At 36.4% G+C, this 18,051-nt stretch carries 16 protein-coding genes; 14 read left to right on the top strand and 2 right to left on the bottom strand.

The features are described 5' to 3' along the window. Positions 1–122 precede the first annotated feature (122 nt). Entirely contained in the window at positions 123–1,076 is a 954-nt protein-coding gene (locus M2132_RS02500; protein ID WP_280671012.1) for a cation diffusion facilitator family transporter, read from the bottom strand. 158 nt (positions 1,077–1,234) lie between these two features. On the opposite strand from M2132_RS02500, the gene dprA reads away from it, so the two are divergent. From dprA to M2132_RS02445, 11 genes are all read left to right on the top strand, one after another. Continuing rightward, positions 1,235–2,347 carry a DNA-processing protein DprA gene (gene dprA / locus M2132_RS02495; protein WP_280671010.1) on the top strand — a complete coding sequence of 371 codons (1,113 nt, stop codon included), beginning with the start codon at positions 1,235–1,237 and terminating at the stop codon, positions 2,345–2,347. Between the two features lie 269 nt (positions 2,348–2,616). Then, on the top strand, positions 2,617–3,762 hold the full coding sequence (locus M2132_RS02490; RefSeq protein ID WP_280671008.1) for a T9SS C-terminal target domain-containing protein: 1,146 nt from the start codon (positions 2,617–2,619) through the stop codon (positions 3,760–3,762). A gap of 58 nt (positions 3,763–3,820) precedes the next feature. Then, positions 3,821–7,171 (top strand): hypothetical protein, encoded by a 3,351-nt coding sequence (locus M2132_RS02485; RefSeq protein WP_280671006.1) that lies wholly within the window; start codon positions 3,821–3,823, stop codon positions 7,169–7,171. Between the two features lie 16 nt (positions 7,172–7,187). Beyond that, a complete protein-coding gene (locus M2132_RS02480; protein ID WP_280671004.1) occupies positions 7,188–10,979 on the top strand; it encodes a DUF6443 domain-containing protein in 3,792 nt (1,263 codons plus the stop codon). Between the two features lie 12 nt (positions 10,980–10,991). Further along, positions 10,992–11,741, top strand: a complete 750-nt coding sequence (locus tag M2132_RS02475) for a hypothetical protein (protein WP_280671001.1) — start codon at positions 10,992–10,994, stop codon at positions 11,739–11,741. Positions 11,742–11,746: 5 nt separating this feature from the next. Continuing rightward, the gene (locus tag M2132_RS02470; protein ID WP_280698193.1) at positions 11,747–12,358 is read left to right on the top strand and encodes a hypothetical protein; all 612 of its coding nucleotides are present in this window, start codon (positions 11,747–11,749) and stop codon (positions 12,356–12,358) included. Positions 12,359–12,517: 159 nt separating this feature from the next. Beyond that, positions 12,518–13,717 carry an RHS repeat domain-containing protein gene (locus M2132_RS02465; RefSeq protein WP_280670997.1) on the top strand — a complete coding sequence of 400 codons (1,200 nt, stop codon included), beginning with the start codon at positions 12,518–12,520 and terminating at the stop codon, positions 13,715–13,717. A 5-nt stretch (positions 13,718–13,722) separates the two neighbouring features. Then, positions 13,723–14,076 (top strand): hypothetical protein, encoded by a 354-nt coding sequence (locus M2132_RS02460; protein ID WP_280670995.1) that lies wholly within the window; start codon positions 13,723–13,725, stop codon positions 14,074–14,076. 130 nt (positions 14,077–14,206) lie between these two features. Then, entirely contained in the window at positions 14,207–14,698 is a 492-nt protein-coding gene (locus tag M2132_RS02455) for a hypothetical protein (RefSeq protein WP_280670993.1), read from the top strand. 6 nt (positions 14,699–14,704) lie between these two features. Beyond that, on the top strand, positions 14,705–15,100 hold the full coding sequence (locus M2132_RS02450; protein WP_280670990.1) for a hypothetical protein: 396 nt from the start codon (positions 14,705–14,707) through the stop codon (positions 15,098–15,100). A gap of 176 nt (positions 15,101–15,276) precedes the next feature. Beyond that, positions 15,277–15,618, top strand: coding sequence for a hypothetical protein (locus M2132_RS02445; protein WP_280670988.1), 342 nt, complete (start codon positions 15,277–15,279; stop codon positions 15,616–15,618). On the opposite strand, the gene M2132_RS02440 is transcribed toward M2132_RS02445, so the two are convergent. Next, positions 15,615–15,812: a hypothetical protein gene (locus M2132_RS02440; RefSeq protein ID WP_280698196.1), complete on the bottom strand. Its 198-nt coding sequence runs from the start codon at positions 15,810–15,812 to the stop codon at positions 15,615–15,617. The genes M2132_RS02445 and M2132_RS02440 overlap by 4 nt on opposite strands. Here M2132_RS02440 and M2132_RS02435 point away from each other — a divergent pair. The 3 genes from M2132_RS02435 to M2132_RS02425 all read left to right on the top strand — a co-directional run bounded on the left by M2132_RS02435 (position 15,723) and on the right by M2132_RS02425 (position 17,661). Continuing rightward, on the top strand, positions 15,723–16,646 hold the full coding sequence (locus tag M2132_RS02435) for an RHS repeat-associated core domain-containing protein (protein ID WP_280698191.1): 924 nt from the start codon (positions 15,723–15,725) through the stop codon (positions 16,644–16,646). The two genes, M2132_RS02440 and M2132_RS02435, sit on opposite strands and share 90 nt — an antisense overlap. A gap of 8 nt (positions 16,647–16,654) precedes the next feature. Beyond that, positions 16,655–17,155 (top strand): hypothetical protein, encoded by a 501-nt coding sequence (locus M2132_RS02430; protein ID WP_280670986.1) that lies wholly within the window; start codon positions 16,655–16,657, stop codon positions 17,153–17,155. Between the two features lie 203 nt (positions 17,156–17,358). Continuing rightward, positions 17,359–17,661, top strand: a complete 303-nt coding sequence (locus M2132_RS02425; protein ID WP_280670984.1) for a hypothetical protein — start codon at positions 17,359–17,361, stop codon at positions 17,659–17,661. Positions 17,662–18,051: the final 390 nt, after the last annotated feature.

The raw sequence follows: 18,051 nt of genomic DNA, 5'->3' as shown, positions 1-18,051 counted from the left end.
AACAATCTTTTTACCTTAAATGCTAATATCTTGATTAAACTCATAAGAGGAGATTCTGTGAAGAATTTCCTCTTTTATTTTTTTTCTTTGTTAAGAGTTTGAAAAAAATAGGTGTTGAAATCTCATGCAACCGGGCCATCACAACAGTTTTCTTGATGTCCTTCCATCTCCGCGCCTTCGATCTGTAGGGTTATGTGCTTGATGCCGCTTATTTGTTCTATGGCGGTGATTGCTTTCTGAAGAACTTGGTCGCGGTCGGAATTTATATCAACTTTCAGATGCGCCGTGAATGCCGGAAAGTCGGAGGTAATAGTCCAGATATGCATATCGTGAATGTCTTTCACTTCAGGGATTTCTTTCAATGCTTGAATTATTTTCCGGCTGTCTATGTTGGCAGGTTTAGCTTCCATAAGTACGTTTAGTGATTCCCGCAATATCCTCCATCCGCTGAAAAGAACGAGTATCGAAACAATTATGCTGGCTATCGGGTCGGCAATGTTCCAGCCAAAAGCAATTATCAGTATGGCGGCAACAATTGCGCCTACCGAGCCTAACAGGTCTCCCAGAACGTGCATAAATGCGCTTTTTACATTCAGGTTATCCTTTGTTTCCCCTCGCGATAGGATATAGGCAACAATAATATTTATTATTAGCCCGATAGTTGAGATAATTATCATCCCTTTACCAACCACAGGCGTGGGCGACGAAATTCTCTCTATGGCTTCTTTGCATATAAAAACGGAAATGACAACAAGCACCAATCCGTTGAGCAATGCAGCCAGTATTTCAAAGCGTTTATATCCGTATGTTTTGTCTTGAGTGGCAGCCCTTGCCCCGAATATGGCGGCACTAAGACTTAAACCCAAAGCAACAGCGTCCGAGAGCATATGCCCTGCATCCGAAAGCAAGGCAAGGCTGTTGGTGAGGAATCCACCCACAAATTCTACAAACATGAATCCGGCTATGAGAACGAAGCTCCATGACAGAGCCGTTTTGTTGGCATTGTGTGTATGCGAATGACTATGCCCATGTTCATGGTCATGCTTTTTGTTATGATGGTTGTGATGGTCAGACATGATTGTTGTATTTAGAATCAATATAAATAATGGTTGTCCTGCAAAAATAAAGAGTTTAATTATAATAACCTTATTTTATCGGATAAAGTTCTGAAATATTTTGTGGAAAGGTTAAATTTCTCCTTGTTTTTTCAGGTTAAAGGAATTACTTTTGAAGTGTGACTACCGATTCAAAAAAACTATATCAAATAGCCCTTACCCTGATAAAAGGGGTAGGGTGTATCACTGCTCGCCAGCTTATGGAAGTGGTTGGCGATGAAGAGGCCATATTTAAATCTACAAGGAAGAGTCTTTTGTCAATCAGAGGAGTAGGCAAGGGGATGGTTGATGAGATATTGAATCCTTCGGTTCTGTTGCGAGCCGAAAAGGAGTTGGAGTTTGTCGAAAAAAATAAAATCCGCACGTATTTCTATACGCAAACCGATTATCCGGAACGTTTGAAGCACTGTATAGATGCTCCCTCGATGCTTTATTATAAAGGTAATGCCGATTTGGATGCAAAAAAAACTATAAGCATTGTGGGTACGCGCAAATCTACGGCTTACGGGAATTCATTTACTGAACGGTTTGTGGAAGAAGTGGCGCAAAGCTTTCCTGATGTTCTTATCGTTAGCGGATTAGCTTATGGGATAGATATTCAGGCACACCGTGCTGCTCTGAAAAACAGCCTGTCAACGGTTGGGGTGCTGGCTCATGGATTGGATAGGATTTATCCTTCGGTACACCGGAAAACGGCTGTGGATATGCTCGGAAACGGTGGATTGCTGACCGAGTTTACCTCCGAAACAGAACCCGAAAGGTTTAACTTTGTAAGGCGTAACCGCATCATAGCCGGGCTGGCAGATGCCGTTGTTGTGGTTGAGTCGGACAAGAAAGGAGGATCTCTCATTACGGCCGATATCGCAAACTCTTATAACCGTGAGGTTTTTGCCCTTCCCGGAAGGGTGTCGGACGCTTCATCGCTGGGATGCAACCGCCTGATTCAAGAAAATAAAGCCATTCTTTTACAATCGGCCGACGATTTGATAAAGGCCATGAATTGGGATTTGAAAACAAAAAAGCAAGTGGAACGACAACCTCAACTGTTTCAGAATCTATCTGCCGAAGAGCAACGAATTCACGATCTGCTCCTTCAGGAAGACGCGATGCATGTAAATTCCTTGTCCGATTTGTCGGGTATATCTTTGCCAGTGCTTTTACCCACATTGTTGGAAATGGAAATGAAAAACATAATAGAACCCCTTCCCGGAGGTATGTATCGACTGAAATGATGATGATACAGAACCGGACAGCAACACACTATCCGTGGGTTGATTATGCTAAATTTTTGAATCTTTCAATCTAACCTCATTTTCGCCCATAAACACATATTTCCTATCGTTTATTTTAACTAACTCTTTAATCAATAGCCCAAAAGGAAAACAAATACTGTTAATTGTGATTTTTTGTTTAAATTAAATCAAATTTGCGATATTTTTGTATTTTTGTATTTCAATTTAACGGAAAATCATAAATTAACCTTATAATCACTTAGTAGTATATGAAACGAGTGTTTTCACTATTTCTATTTTCTTTGTTGCCTGCCGTTTTCGTGTATGGACAAATCACTTACAGTAATAATCATCTTCGTGCAGGCGATGAAATCGTTAAGCAGCAGGTAGAGTATAAAGACCCGGGACGTCAAGGAGAGAATGTCATCTGGGACTTCAGCCAACTCAAAGCCATTAACGACGAATACCGCCTTACCTACTCGGCTCCCGTTTCGTGGGATGACTCGCTGTATGTACTGGGTAAAGATACCATCCTTGTGGATGATATATCGGAAGGTGACCTTGTTATAGGCACAGAACACTATACCAAATACTTTTATCGCCATCAAAAGAATATGTTAAGGCTTCTGGGCTTTAAGAACCCCGTATCGCAGATGCACAATATGCCGGCTATACCCGTGGTTAACTATCCACTGGCTTACGGGCAGAAGATAGAAGACACTTACAACTCCGAATCCATTTATTCAGGTACAGAATATATGGATATAAGGGGAAGCGTATCGGTGGAAGGCGATGCCATGGGTATAATGATACTGCCCAATAAAGATACCCTTCATCATGTATTCCGCATCAGGACGGTACAGACGATGGAGCGTGTACTTGACAGTCTGGATATAGCGGACAGTGTACCTCCCTTCCACACGCAAATAGAGACCTACCGTTGGTACGAGAAAGGTTACCGCTATCCTATTTTCGAAACGGTAAGGAACACCAACCTGTTAACTCAAGACAAGGAAGTATATTTCACCACTGCTTTTTTCTATCCGCCACAGGAACATTACTATCTGGATACGGACGATGAAAACCTTGCCGTGCTTGACAGCCTCGATCAACAACCCAACACACCGGATACAGACAACCCTATAAGTTGGATAGAGAAGAACTTTTCGTACAACTTCTTCCCGAACCCTGTATCTACAACTCTGAACATTGAATACAAGCTGGAAGAAGGGGCTGAGATAGGCATCACCCTTTACAGTGTTACCCACGGGTTGGTGAAGGATATCCCGGCAAGAAGAAAAGAGGCAGGAGTACATACTGCCACAATGGACTGTTCGGATCTCTTCCCGGGTAGTTATGCCCTGAAATTCATAGTAAATGGTGAACACACAGGCTCAGTTGTAATAAAGAGATAATCTCAAGCTAAAAGAAGAAACAAAGCAAATAGATAATAATCAAAACATAGTATAATCCATGAAGAAATATTTTTATGTAACCTTAACAATATTGAGTATTATATTTACTCCACTAAATACAGTAGCACAGGAAGTGGTTAAAGAATTAGGTTTAGTAGGTAGTCTTTTGAGTCCTAATAGTATTGTTTGGGGATATCAGAACGAACAAAAGGGATCATTATATACCGGGGCACAATCAGTCCAAATACCAATCTATTCAATTAATACGGGTCAGGTAAAGATTCCTATTTTTTTAAACTATAATACTTCCGGCTTTCAGGTTGATCAGCATCCCGGTTGGGTAGGTGCCAATTGGTCATTAGCCTCGGGAGGGGTTGTTACCCGTGTAATAAAAGGTATACCTGATGATTTTGATATATATGATGTTACATATAAACCAAATTGTGGATTTTTATTTGCCGAAGGGCCTGCAGAGGATTTACTAAAGGGAATCTTAGATAAGAACAAAACCATTGACCTTGAACCCGATGAATTTAGGTTTAATTTACCAGGGTGTTCCGGATATTTTTATTTAAACCAATATGGAGAATGGCAAGTAAGGTGTGATCAACCGGTAAAAGTTGAACTTTTAGGGAAGTCTTATGTCCCTGAAATTTTAAGAGCGGGAATATTCCTTTACTCGGGTACAGATCGGCCTAAATATTTAAGTTCTCAAACGCTTGAGGGGTTTATATTAACCACAGGCGATGGAGTTAAATATCGTTTTGGTGATTATGGTAGACTCGCATTCCCAGACAGGGGTGATTATGGAGGAGTAGAATATCGAGATACCTATGGAGAGGCTATTGAATATTCGTTAAATTACTTCAATCAAGACGGAAATTCTTGGATAGCAAATGCTTGGTATCTGACAAGAATCACTACCCCAACCTATGACACAATCGATTTCTCGTACGAAAGAGAAGAATTTGTTACACAAATACACCATGTTTATACACCCCCAAAGGTATATGTTGATTCAGAAATTTGTAGTGAAAGATTAGAGTGGGATGTGACAAGCGATAATCCCAGAGCCTATTTTAAAAACTATCTAGTATCTCCTGTTTATCTAAGCAAGATAGAAACGAAAAACGAAACTGTCCATTTATCTATGTCAGAATCGTTAGAATTAGAATATCCCCGATACGCATATATACATCCCTCTTCTTATAGTTCTCGTACGCCAGACTTTAATTATGAAGATACAATACCTGCTGAGCCTAATGATTATCTATCTAAACCGTATGTTAACATCTTGAAACGTGAAGGCTATCATCCTTCAAAGGAGATACCAATAAGAGAAGGTTTAAAAAAAATAAAATGGAAAAAACTGGATGGCATAAAGATAGAGAATCGGGAAGGTGAAACAATTGATGAATTCACATTTTCGTATAACAATAACCCCAATCAGCGCTTATTTTTAACAAAGGTAACGCAACAGGGTCGGCAAAGAGATGGCGAGAACCGTTCTTATGAGTTTAGATATTATGATATGGATAAACTACCTCGTTATTTTTCATTCGAAACGGATTTTTGGGGTTTTTATAATGGCAATAAAAGTCAGACTCTTAAAGATCTAATCTCGATGGATGGTCCCCGAAAATATGTGTCTTCGGAGAAATTAACATATGGAATGCTTAAAGATATAATTCTCCCTACAGGTGGAATGAAACGCTTCACATACGAACCTCATGATTATGGGAAATGGAATGATGACTGGACTGATGTATCGTCTTTTTCTTATACAAGTGAACCTGTACAGGTTGGAGGTTTAAGAATCAAAAAAATTGCAGTTTATGAAAATACTTCAGCAATAGATCCTGGCCAATGGAGTGAGTTTATCTATAAAGACAATCAGGAAAGATCCAGTGGTTTCCTTATTTCTGGTCCTTTGGGTTTATTTTATGAGATGAATACAATTCCCATCTCTCTCAGGAATTCACAAATAAAGCCAGGATATCCGACGGATATAGAATTAATCTCTTCTTTTTTTGGGTTACCAGGAACCAGTAATTATGGAAACAATCATATTTCGTATTCTGAAATTACAGAAAAAAAACAGGATGGAACCCGATTTAAGTATTATTTTACAGATTTCACAAACGGGCATAGTGATCAGAAATACATAGCCGGCGTTATAGACAAAATTGGTCCGGAACAAAACCTTCCTTTCGTATCAAAAGCATTGGAAAGAGGGAAATTAAATAAAATGGAGGGATTTGATAAAAACGGAAACCTTGTTCTTGAAAAAACAATAAGCTACTCAGCTATAAGCTCTGATAGGAGATATCCATATACCGAAGCTATTCAAGAATATAAGGACTTCCATGATTCCTTAGCACCAGGAGAATATTTAAAATATATTAAGTGTCGACTATCTAACCCTTGTGGCAATATTGTTTTAAAAAATGCAACAGCATCTTTAATATATACTTATTCTTATTTACCCACATCTGTAAAAGAGACTAACTATAATTTAGGTAAAAAACAAAGTATAACTACTAACTATACGTATAACAGGGATCGGTTACCTCAATCCGAAAGCCGTACAATATACTCGAATAATACCTCTGATAATATTCGGACAGAAAGGTATTATTTGAGTGATTTTGATGATTCTTTTGCTTCTGTTGCGGATAGAGATAATAACCGTTATAAAAATATGCTGAATAAACATATGGTTTCCTATCCAATAGAAACGATTGTGTTGAATAATGATAAAATAATCTCATCCCAAATAAGTACTTATTCATGGCAAACTGCTAATCCATCAAACTCAGAAGAAGGATTTCCTGCACTACAAACAGAATACGCATTGGAATCGACATCTTCTGTAAATTTAAGTGCTTATAAAAAAGCTTATCTGGTTAATACTGATAGCTTGGGTGTTCACTCCCGTTTTGTTAAACCCCGTGTAAGATACAGTAACTATGATGTTTACGGGAATCCAATAACAGTTGTAAAGGATGATTCTTTTACAACTATTACTCTGTGGTCTTATTGTGGGAGATACCCCATTGCTCTGATAAGCAACGCTACTTACGAACAGGTTCAAGCTTTATTGAAGTTATACTTTCCTGCTGCTCCTGAAAAAAAAGGATTAAGTTTTCCCTCAAATATATCTTCCGATAGAAAACCAAAAGAGGATGAAATAAGTAATTTGTTGAGAAATAATTTGCCTAATGCCATGATTACTACATACAAATATAATTCATTGGGAGAGGTTGCGGAAGTAACTGACCCACGTGGAATCAAAACTTATTTCGAATACGATAATTTTGGGGCATTAAAAGAAACTTATTATTACGAAAATAATGATAAAAACAAAAAAAGGAAAATTGAATCCCGAGAATCGCATTTCTCTAATTAATTAAAACAAGAGACATATGAAACACTATATAATAATTCTTCTAACAGCTATACTATTTCCTTCGGGAGTAATTTTAGCTCAAGTGGGCGACACTAAGAATAACCCAATTAATTTGGGGAGCAAAAACGAAACGTTCATGTATGTAGATACAAAGAATACCGATAATTATACAAACACCAATACCACAGCCTTGGGGTCTTCGTATGCAGGAAAACCATCCAAGGATGTCTATTATAAGTTTACCCTTTCACGAGCGATGGATATAGTTATCTCCCTCTGTGGATCGGAAGTGTCTAATACTTATGTTCATCTACTGAATTCTTCTGGTACAAGAATTGCATATAATGATAATTATGGTGGAGAGGGAGCTTGTTCCAAAACGGCACATTCGTATCTGAAAATGATTAATTTGGCTCCCGGAACTTATTATGTTGTTTCGGAAGGATATAGTAATGCCAATGGAAATATAACAACATCTATCTCAGGCTATATCACAATGGCCCCCCCCAGCTTATCTGCAGGGAGAAGTTATAATGTTGTAAGGACTTATACATCGACCGATGGTTCGAAGTACGTAGATCAGGTGGAATACATGGATGGAATAGGTAGACAGTCACAGTTTACACAAATAGGAATAACTCCTAAAGGAAATGACTTAATAGTATTGAAAGAATATGACTCTTCGGGCAGAGATTCTATCACATGGCTTCCAGTCTCTCTCAGCAGGAAAGGCGCCTACCTTAGTCCAACCTCTTTAATCAAAAACACTATTAAAGCTCAGCATAACGATGCCGCGCCATACATGAAAAACATTTATGAAAACTCTCCTCTTGGCAGACCATTACAACAATATGGCCCAGGCGAAGAATGGCATAACAACGGTAAGTCGTCCAAAATCGCATATTTATTCAATACCAGTATATTCAGGCTTCATTGTTGTAAGTTTACAATTGGTACTTCCAATAATATAACTAAGGTTGGTGTTTATCCAGAAGCTGAATTATCTATCGTAGAAATAAAGAACGAAGATGGAAATGGAATCTATGAGTTTAGAAATATGATAGGCCAAACCATTCTTACCCGGCAGATTAATGATGATGGGAACTACGATACCTATTATGTCTATGACGATAAGGGAAATCTGAGATATGTACTGCCTCCATTGCTCTCCGATGGTATTGCTGCAGGAGAAACGGTTTACGACACATCCACAAAAATGAAGCAATATGCTTATATATACAAATACGATGCCCGTGGTCGATGTTCGGAAAAAAAACTGCCGGGATGCGATTGGGAGTATTATATTTACGATAAAGCCGACCAGTTGATATTCTCGCAAGACGGCGAGCAACGCAAAGCAGGCAAATGGGCATTTAACAAATACGATAAATTCGGCCGGCCGATTATATCGGGGCTTTATACAACAAATAAAACCCGCTTCCAACTATCTACCGACTGTCAAAATATTGTTGTTTGCGAAGAGCCTGATCCCAATGAAAAAGGGTGGAAAGGATATACCTCCCACACTCTTCCCGACCTTAATTTATCGGCTAAAATACTTTTTGTGAGTTTTTACGACAATTATATCTTTGAGAACAGTACTACCGGAATAGGTGAACTTTTTGCCGAAGGAGGGGAGGCTTCTGTTGAAGGACAACCTGCCGGCTTTTCAAAAAAGAGATACTCTTCGGCCAAAGGATTACTTACAGCAACACTCGACTTTTTTGATCTTCCCGATGGAGGGCAGGGCTATGTACCTACCGTTTTTTATTACGACGACCGTGGACAAGTTATCCAACGAAGAACACGCACCCCGATCAGGTTGCATGTGGAGTTTACCGATTATAATTTTTCGGGGCAGCCCATTAAGCGGAAAATTGTTCATCATGCTGCTCATCAATATACAAAAACAGAAGAGTTCTACACGTACGAGTACGACCATGCCGGGCGTTTACTGAAAACTACACACGCACTGAATAACAATGCTCCTGTTATTCTGGCACAAAACGAATATGACGAAATGGGACGACTCGTATCGGAACAGGTTGCACAACAACCTGCCCTTAAAACCGATTACGCATACAATGTTCGCTCGCAGGTAAAACAGATAAACAGTGATCTGTTTTCACAAACTCTTACTTATACCCCGGGAGGTAACATTGCCTCGACTAAATGGGGTTCGGCCCGTAATAACACATCTAATTCGTATTCGTTCAGTTACGACAGGCTTTCGCGAATCACCTCGGCTGCTTATACCGACATCTTCAATTTTAATGATTGTGGCTCCGCATATCGTTACGACAAGCATGGTAATGTCAAGCACATAGAATATGGCGTAAACACTCCCGTCAGAAAGAGCAGGGAGGCACTCGACATCACTTACACGGGTAACCAGATGAAAAAAGTAGACGACATATCGCCCGATGGAGGATATTTCATCAAGTATAAGACCTTGAGCCAGGAGTATGGCTACAATACCAACGGGGCAATGGTGTGGGATGCTAACAAGGGCGATTCCATCTATTACGACCTTTACAACGGAATGCCCTTGCAGGTGAAAATGAACAACAGTCTTGCCGAAGGGAAGGTTGACTACGAATATACCGCCGGAGGCTGTAAGCTTGCTGTGAAGTATGCCTGGAACACTCCACTTATTATATTTCCGCTTTCAGGACAAGCTCTTAGCTTTCCTATTTTTGATCCGTACAGGAACCGGAAGACTATCCGTTACGATGAGAATATGGTGATAGAAGCCGAAGCCTTGAAAACAATTTTTATAGAAGGTGGGTATATTGAGAACGGAAATTACTATTTTTACAAGACCGACCATCTGGGCAACAACCGTATCGTTGCCGATGCCTCGGGCGAGGTTATACAGAAGACGGACTATTTCCCGTTTGGTCAGCCCATACAGGAACTCAGTAGGGACGAAGGCGTTCATCCCTATAAGTTTGGCGATAAAGAATACGACACAATGCACGGCTTGAATCTTTATGACTTCCATGCCCGTCAGTACGACCCCATTTTGGGACGGTTCACAAGTGTGGATCCTTGTGCAGAGATGTATTATTCCATCAGCCCCTATGCTTATTGTGCAAACAATCCGCTTAAATTTATTGACCCTACCGGAAAATGGATTTATATTCATCATTTGGGAAATGAGTATAAATATGAAAATGGGAAACTTTATCAATGGGACCCCGAAAAAACTGATTATACTATTCCCTATGCGGGGGGCGATTTCTTTCTTGATGGTATCATAGATGCTTTCAGCTGTATTGAATTTACTCATTCAGGAGCCGGCCTTTTAGGGTTCTTTGCAAATGAATATAATCATGCATTTATTCAATCTTGGAATGGAGATAATATGATATTGAATGGTAATATAATCCTGATAAATAATCAATTTAAAGTAAATCCTAATACACCTATGCAATCAATGAACGGTTACAAACGTCCCTTTTGGCTCGATTTACTTCATGAGTTGGCGCATAGAATGGATTTTATATATAGAGGAGAAAAAGTTTTCAATGTTTGGTTCTCGTCTGGAGGTGAGGATGTTATGACTGCCGAAATAGTTGCAATACATTGGGAAAATCTTGTTCAATCTGAACTAATGCTTCCTTTACGAACACACTATGCTATAGATAAATACACTGGAGAGCCTATAAATGCATCTCAAGTAATATATCATGGAGATGTTATTGGACGGGGAATTAATATTTATTCAGGCTATGAGTATAAACCAGCAATAATTCATCCACTAAAAGCAGAATCTCCCGGTTCTTCTTTTAGAAGGAGAAAATAATAATAAAACAATATGAAAAATTTATTAATTACATTATCAATTTGTGTTACAATAATATCAACCTGCAACACGGCTAAGGGTAGCAATAAATCTCAACATAAATTAATAATTAAAGAAATGAAAAATCTATTTAATTCTTGCCCAATAAAGGATGATTTTAATGAGGCTGATCATAAGAGAATGGTAGATACACTCAATACCATAAGTAATTTGAATAAGAACGATACTATAATCATTCAAGAATATACTATAAGTGTTTATGCATCTTATACAACTAGTATTTATTTGTCAAACGATAATGAAAAAAAATATAGAGTTTATAGGAAAGAACAAGTTCAAAGAAAGAGTCTTGAAGAAAAAAGACAGTGGGTTTTAAAAGAGTCATTGCCTTTTCCCACAAACACAAATCATAAATCTACTGATATGATAATCAAAGCTTTTCAAAAAGGACATTTGGAAAGGTCTATAAAAACAAGTATTGAGTTAGGATCAATACCTTCTGTCACTTACATAACATCTATTTTTATTAAAAATTCCGAAGGGGAATACGATATTCAAAGTTACAGTTATAAAACAAGCCATATTCAAAGTTATGGTTATAATACAAGACATATTCAAAATCATGGCGATGAAACAGATCACAAACAAGAAGGTATATATTATAAATTAACAAAGGGGAAAGGCAGACTACAATGGGAACCGGTATACTTCACTCTTGAAGACCCTACTGATAAAATAAGAGAACATTTTATTGATAGTTGAATATTATGAAAAACTTCATTTTAATAACATTGTTGTTAGGATTGGTTCTGACTTTAGGTTGTAGCTCAACCAAGAATGTGCCGGCATTTGAACCTATACTTAGTCGTGAAATGGATATAAGATTACAACACTTGTATGATTCGTGTGTTTCTACTGATTATAAACCGTTTGGGAGATATTACAGGAAAATAATGATGAATACACTAAACGCTTTTGAGAATCTGAACAAAAACGATACAGTAATAATAATTGAAACGTCCGATAGCATGAGTCGCGGTGAGTATCGATGTCATTTTTATTTATCAAACGATTCAATTGAAAAATATCGTTTCTATGCCTTTAGGTGTGATCACCAACCTGTATTTGACAAAAAAAAAGGAAGAGGATTTCCTATTTACTCTATTGCTACCAATTGTCGCTTGGAATATATACCACCTAGGGGAGATACTTCTCTACATCCTATTATAGAAGCAGTCCAAAATGATAACATTGAAGAACATATCGCGGTTGAAAGTGAAAGAGGGACTCTCCCTTGCATCTATTACATGGTTTCCGTTTTGATAAAGAATCCTAAGGGTGAATATGATTATCGAGGGTACTATTATCATACAAAATAAGTCAGCAATACCCTAAGTTAAATGCTGTTTTATAACTGTTTAGTAATCATTGAAAATATTATGTGAGATAGAAATAGTAAAGATGAACTTCGGGTAGTCTTTACTATTTTTTTCTCTTAAAAACTGAAAAACAACTCAAAGATCATCAAGGCCGAAGCCTTGAAAACAATTTTCATAGAAGGAGGGTATATTGAAGACGGAAATTACTATTTTTACAAGACCGATCATCTGGGCAACAACCGTATCGTAGCCGATGCCTCTGGCGAGGTTATACAGAAGACGGACTATTTCCCGTTTGGTCAGCCCATACAAGAGCTCAGCAGGGACGAAGGCGTTCATCCCTATAAGTTTGGCGATAAGGAGTACGACACAATGCACGGCTTGAATCTTTACGACTTCCATGCCCGTCAGTACGACCCCATTCTGGGACGGTTCACAAGTGTGGATCCATTGGCGGAATGCTCATACTCGCAAACACCATATCACTATTGCTCTAACAATCCCATTAATAGGATTGATCCAACGGGGATGATGGATGATGGGAATGGGGATCTTCTCAAATGGGTTAACTTACACTTTCCTGGTATACCTGTCATTTATGGAGGAGAACTTCCAAATGTGGTAATAATAGGGAAAAAGCCAAAAATGAAAGGATTTGATTACGATAAATATAGAGAAGTGCTACAAACTATCGTGAGTAAACCTATATCTGGAACTACTAACATTGAAGATCAGAACAGAGGCGGCGGTAGTTCTGGCTCCACAAGCAATAGTAGAGGCTTTGGTGGTATGAGTAGTGGATATTCTGGAACTGGTGGTATTTCATTGTCTGATGCTGTAAGCGGAATGGCTAAAGATCAACCTCAATTTGTTCAAGGAGAGGTGTCTTTTTGGCAGGAATTATCATATTCAGATAATTTTTTTGCTAACTTAGGTTATAATATAGTAAATGATGTTACTGTTGCTATGAAATCTTTTTTTGGTTTTGCATTTAACTATGGGCCAGAGAATGAGTTGACGGGAGGACGAGGTGTTTATAATTTAGATGGAACACCTAACTTCAAGATGTCTGATTCTTTTGTAAATACTATTGGATTAGTATGGGGAATATATAAAGGTGGTACTGTTGCATCAAAAGCAACAGGAGGAGTGAAGCAATGGATTAGGCCATATGGGAAATCTTTTAGCCGTAAAGGGGATTATGTCACATATGGAACAAGATGGGGAGCATCTCCAAGGTATGTTCATAGAATAGGTAACCCTACATTACGAAGATGGAATCAATCACTCAGACAGACTAAATTACCAGGTAATAATTGGCGAGTTCAAGATCCTGGACACTTTCACTGGAAAAAATAAAAAACATGAAATATATAAAATTTGAATTTAGATTTAATAAGGATAATTTCAAAGAAAATTTCTTTCAAAAGTTATTGATTAGAATAGTATTCTTGCTTTTTCCCAAAGCAAATCCAGATTATGAAGACAAAATAAATAATGCCGTGTATTGGTTACTAGAACTTGATGAAAACGATGGTTTCCCTACCAGAGAAATTGGATTGAATAAAGATTATAAATCGATTTTAAAAATGCCTTACAAAAAAAATTATGGTTATTGGATAGATAGCAATATGACCTATATGGATTTCATTGAAAGATTTCATGCCGAAAGTATTGAAAGTGAATTTTTCAATAAAAAATGGAATGAACTTGTTTAAAGGGGATAATGTACTATATTAAAGAATGATTTTGTAACTACGGCTATCTTAATATTGAATTAGAAAGAATAGTAGAGATGAACTTCGGGTAGTCTTTACTATTTTATTGGGTGTGCGAGCATCATATTGGATGGATGGAAAAAGCCCAGAAGAGTATCAAAGAACTGGAAAGCTTGCTTTTAGGTATTTTACTGTTTTTGAAGATATATATGCTCTTTTCACAGGCAAAAACTTTGATGGAAACGATTATAATAGAGGTGTAGCAGCAGGTACGCTTGCAACTGGTATGCTTCCTGTCTTGAAAATAGGAAGTGTAGCTGGAAAAGGGGCAAAAGCAGGAACCACAGTTTTAGGACATTATCCTGCATATTCAAAACTTGCTTTAAAGTTAGGTGTTAAGCGATTTAATATACCTACAAATGTTTGGAATAGAATGACAACAGCAGAACAATGGTCAGCAAATCAAAAATTCCTTGATCGAATGATTTTGCGAGGAGATAACATTAGGCTTGCTACGCCTCTCAATCAAGTTAAACCTGGCAGTTTTTACCAAATGGAATTGAAGTATTTATTCAGTAAAGGTTACAAAGTAAGTCCTAATGGGCTTTGGTTAATTAAATAGAATACTATGAAAAATAATGGAATAATATATAATTTTTTAAAATCAAACGGATTTAAATTAATTAAAGAGGATACATCTGTCTTTTTTGGTGATTACTATGATATATTTACTAATATTTGCTTTCTAATAAAATTTAGCTCTTCCAAATCTTCTGAAATGATTGAAATACGATATAATCAAGCAAATGAGAATTGGTATGATTTAGCTTTAGTAAAAGCAATTTTGTATAATGAAAAAAAACTTGATAAGATAACCTCTATTGAAGAATATAAAAATTTTTTACAAACGAATTTTACTAATATAGTTAAACTATTTAATAAAAATAGTTATCCGGCTACAAAAGAAAAATTAAAAATATTAGAAAAAGAACGAGTAAAACAAATGTTCCCAAAAATGAGGTAAAAGGAAATTATTTTAGAATAGAGAATACAACACTAACGGGAAAAAGAATCTATTTAGATATGAATGGAAATGTACCTAACAATAAGATCTATGAAGGCAAGCAGATGGGACGTAGTTCTTCAGAATATAATCAAGTAACTCATTTTAAGAATACAGATTATTAAAAGATTATCTATATGTCTAGAAAATTAATAATTGTACCTAAGGATAAGCATGCAGAAGATTTGTTATATTATGATAAAGCTTCAGATGATCAATTGTATTCATTATATCTAAATGAAGCGTTTTTTTATAATTTATGGGATATGTCTGTTTTTGATGATATCAATCAAATAGCAGATGTAAATATTGATGATTTTGAGGACGAGAGTATTATGGATGTTAAATCTATAAAATATATAATCAGTTATTTAGAAGAAAAACAATTTCCTCCAAAATTCAAACAAGACAGTCAGTATTTTCTACAAATGTTTAAGTTAGCATTAAATGGTGGTGTGGGAATTTATTTTTATTTTTAAGATTTTACAAGACCGACCATCTGGGCAACAACCGTATCGTAGCCGATGCCTCTGGCGAGGTTGTCCAGAAGACGGACTATTTCCCGTTTGGTCAGCCTATACAGGTGCTCAGCAGGGACGAAGGCGTTCATCCCTATAAGTTTGGCGATAAGGAGTACGACACGATGCACGGCTTGAATCTTTATGACTTCCATGCCCGTCAGTACGACCCCATTCTGGGACGGTTCACAAGTGTGGATCCGCATGCTGATAGTTATTATTCTATCAGTCCATATGCATATTGTGGAAATAATCCTTTAAGGTTCATCGACCCTACAGGTATGGATATTTATTTTGTCAATGAAGATGGAAAAATGATTTTGGGATTAAAAAATGATGATGATTTTGACACTTTATATGCATGGTCGGGAACGGGAGATAGTTTTGGTCATATTTTAGGAGTTGGGATAAAAATGGTTAAAACAACTATATATGATCGACTTTTATTACCTGGATTAATAAATAATAGATATACGAGCACTGGAAGAGTAAGCTCTAAAGGAGAGGGAGGGAATTATGCTACAACAAAAAGTGCAACAGATGCTTTTAATTTATTTTATTTTTTGGCAAAATATACAAATGTTGAATGGGGGCTAAATGGATATAATATGAATAATGATGCCTCCTTAAGTTATGTGATTTTTACATCACATAAAAAAATATATGTAATAAATACAGATGGGCCTTTTGACTTTACAAAAAAAGTTTTCGACTTACATTTTCACCCCAAAAGCAATGCTCAAGGAGCATCTGGATATAAAAAAGATGCTGACGGAAGTATTTTATATACTAAAGATATGTATTATATTAGAGAAGAAAACAGAAAATATGAACGATATCATCAAGAACTCCCAAATTATTACGTATACAACCCACAATTAAATGAATTATATATGTATACACCAACAAATCCACAAAGCAAAACATATTTGAATATAAATACACCTAAAGGATTACAAAATATAATATTGAACAAAAAACGCAAATGATGAATTGCATGAAATCTTATTTTATAATATTATGCCTTTTTGTTTTTTTTGCATGTAATAGTAAAAAAACGGAAAAAGTATCTAAAGAGATTGCTTCAGAATTGAAACAAGAAAGTGTATTCTCTCCTGTTCTTGAAAGAGAGATAAAGTCTTTCATAAACTATGTAGAGCAAGAGATAGGACGTTACTCGGAATATAAACTGTTTTATGTTCTACGATATGATAAAGATAAACAAGGAAGGCGTTTCTTAAAATTACATGCTGATTATTTTTATGATAAAAGTCGTGCTTTTGGTTATACCTTTATTGATGATCACTTAGTTATCTATTATGCTAAAAATTATTCATTTAATCTTTTTCATGAAAAATCACTTATTCCTTTCAAGGATTCTATACCAGGGTATAAAGATTCCGAACAATGTGATCTGAAATATGAACTACCAAGTCGTACTATAAAAATTGTTAGGCCCGATAGTTTGGTTATTGTTTCTACAGATGATTTTTGGTAGTAAAGCAGATGAAATATTATAAATTCTTATATACTACTATCGTATGTTTGTCACTATGCTATTTTTTAGCTTGTAGCTCAACCAAGAATATGCCGGCATTTGAACCTATACTTAGTCGTGAAATGGATCTAAAGTTACAACACTTGTATGACTCGTGTGTTTCTACCGATTATAAACCATTTGGGAGATATTACAGGAAAATAATGATGGATACACTAAACGCTTTTGAAAATCTGAACAAAAATGATACAATAATAATAATTGAAACATCCAATAGCATGAGTCGCAGTGAGTATCGATGTCATTTTTATTTATCGAACGATTCAATTGAAAAATATCGTTTCTATACCTTTAGGTGTGATTACCAACCTGTATTTGACAAAAAAAAAGGAAGAGGATTTCCTATTTACTCCATTGCTACCAATTACCGCTTAGAATATGAGCCACGTTGGAGAGATACTTCTCCAGATCCTTCTTTTTCATCTGTTTACTTTTTACCTTTTTAAAAGTCAAAAATTATGAAAAAAACTAATTTAACAACTTTATTGCTCTTTACTTTTATTCTGATTTGTTTGTCCGTTATTTTTGTTTTTTTTTACCTATTACAGGTTTGTATCAACGAGAATGAAATTATAGGCTTTTTTGATTCTCTTTATATTTTTGAATCAGGAACAGTTCTATTCTGTGTTTTTTTAAGCACTTCTGTTTTGCTGTGTACGTTTTCTTTCTATAAGAAAAAAATAAACCGAAAAATTCTTATGTCATTTTTAGTTGCTTCCATTACCTCAATTTTAATAATTTATGCGAATCAGTAGTTGAAACAATTCGCTGATTTGTTTAGTTAAATTATTTATTATCAATGAAATAAGCGCGTTGAATATTTGCTCAATCTCTTG

Source organism: Dysgonomonas sp. PH5-45 (genome assembly GCF_029893235.1).
Lineage (GTDB): Bacteria > Bacteroidota > Bacteroidia > Bacteroidales > Dysgonomonadaceae > UBA1309.
This window is presented reverse-complemented; position numbering and strand designations above follow the sequence as displayed.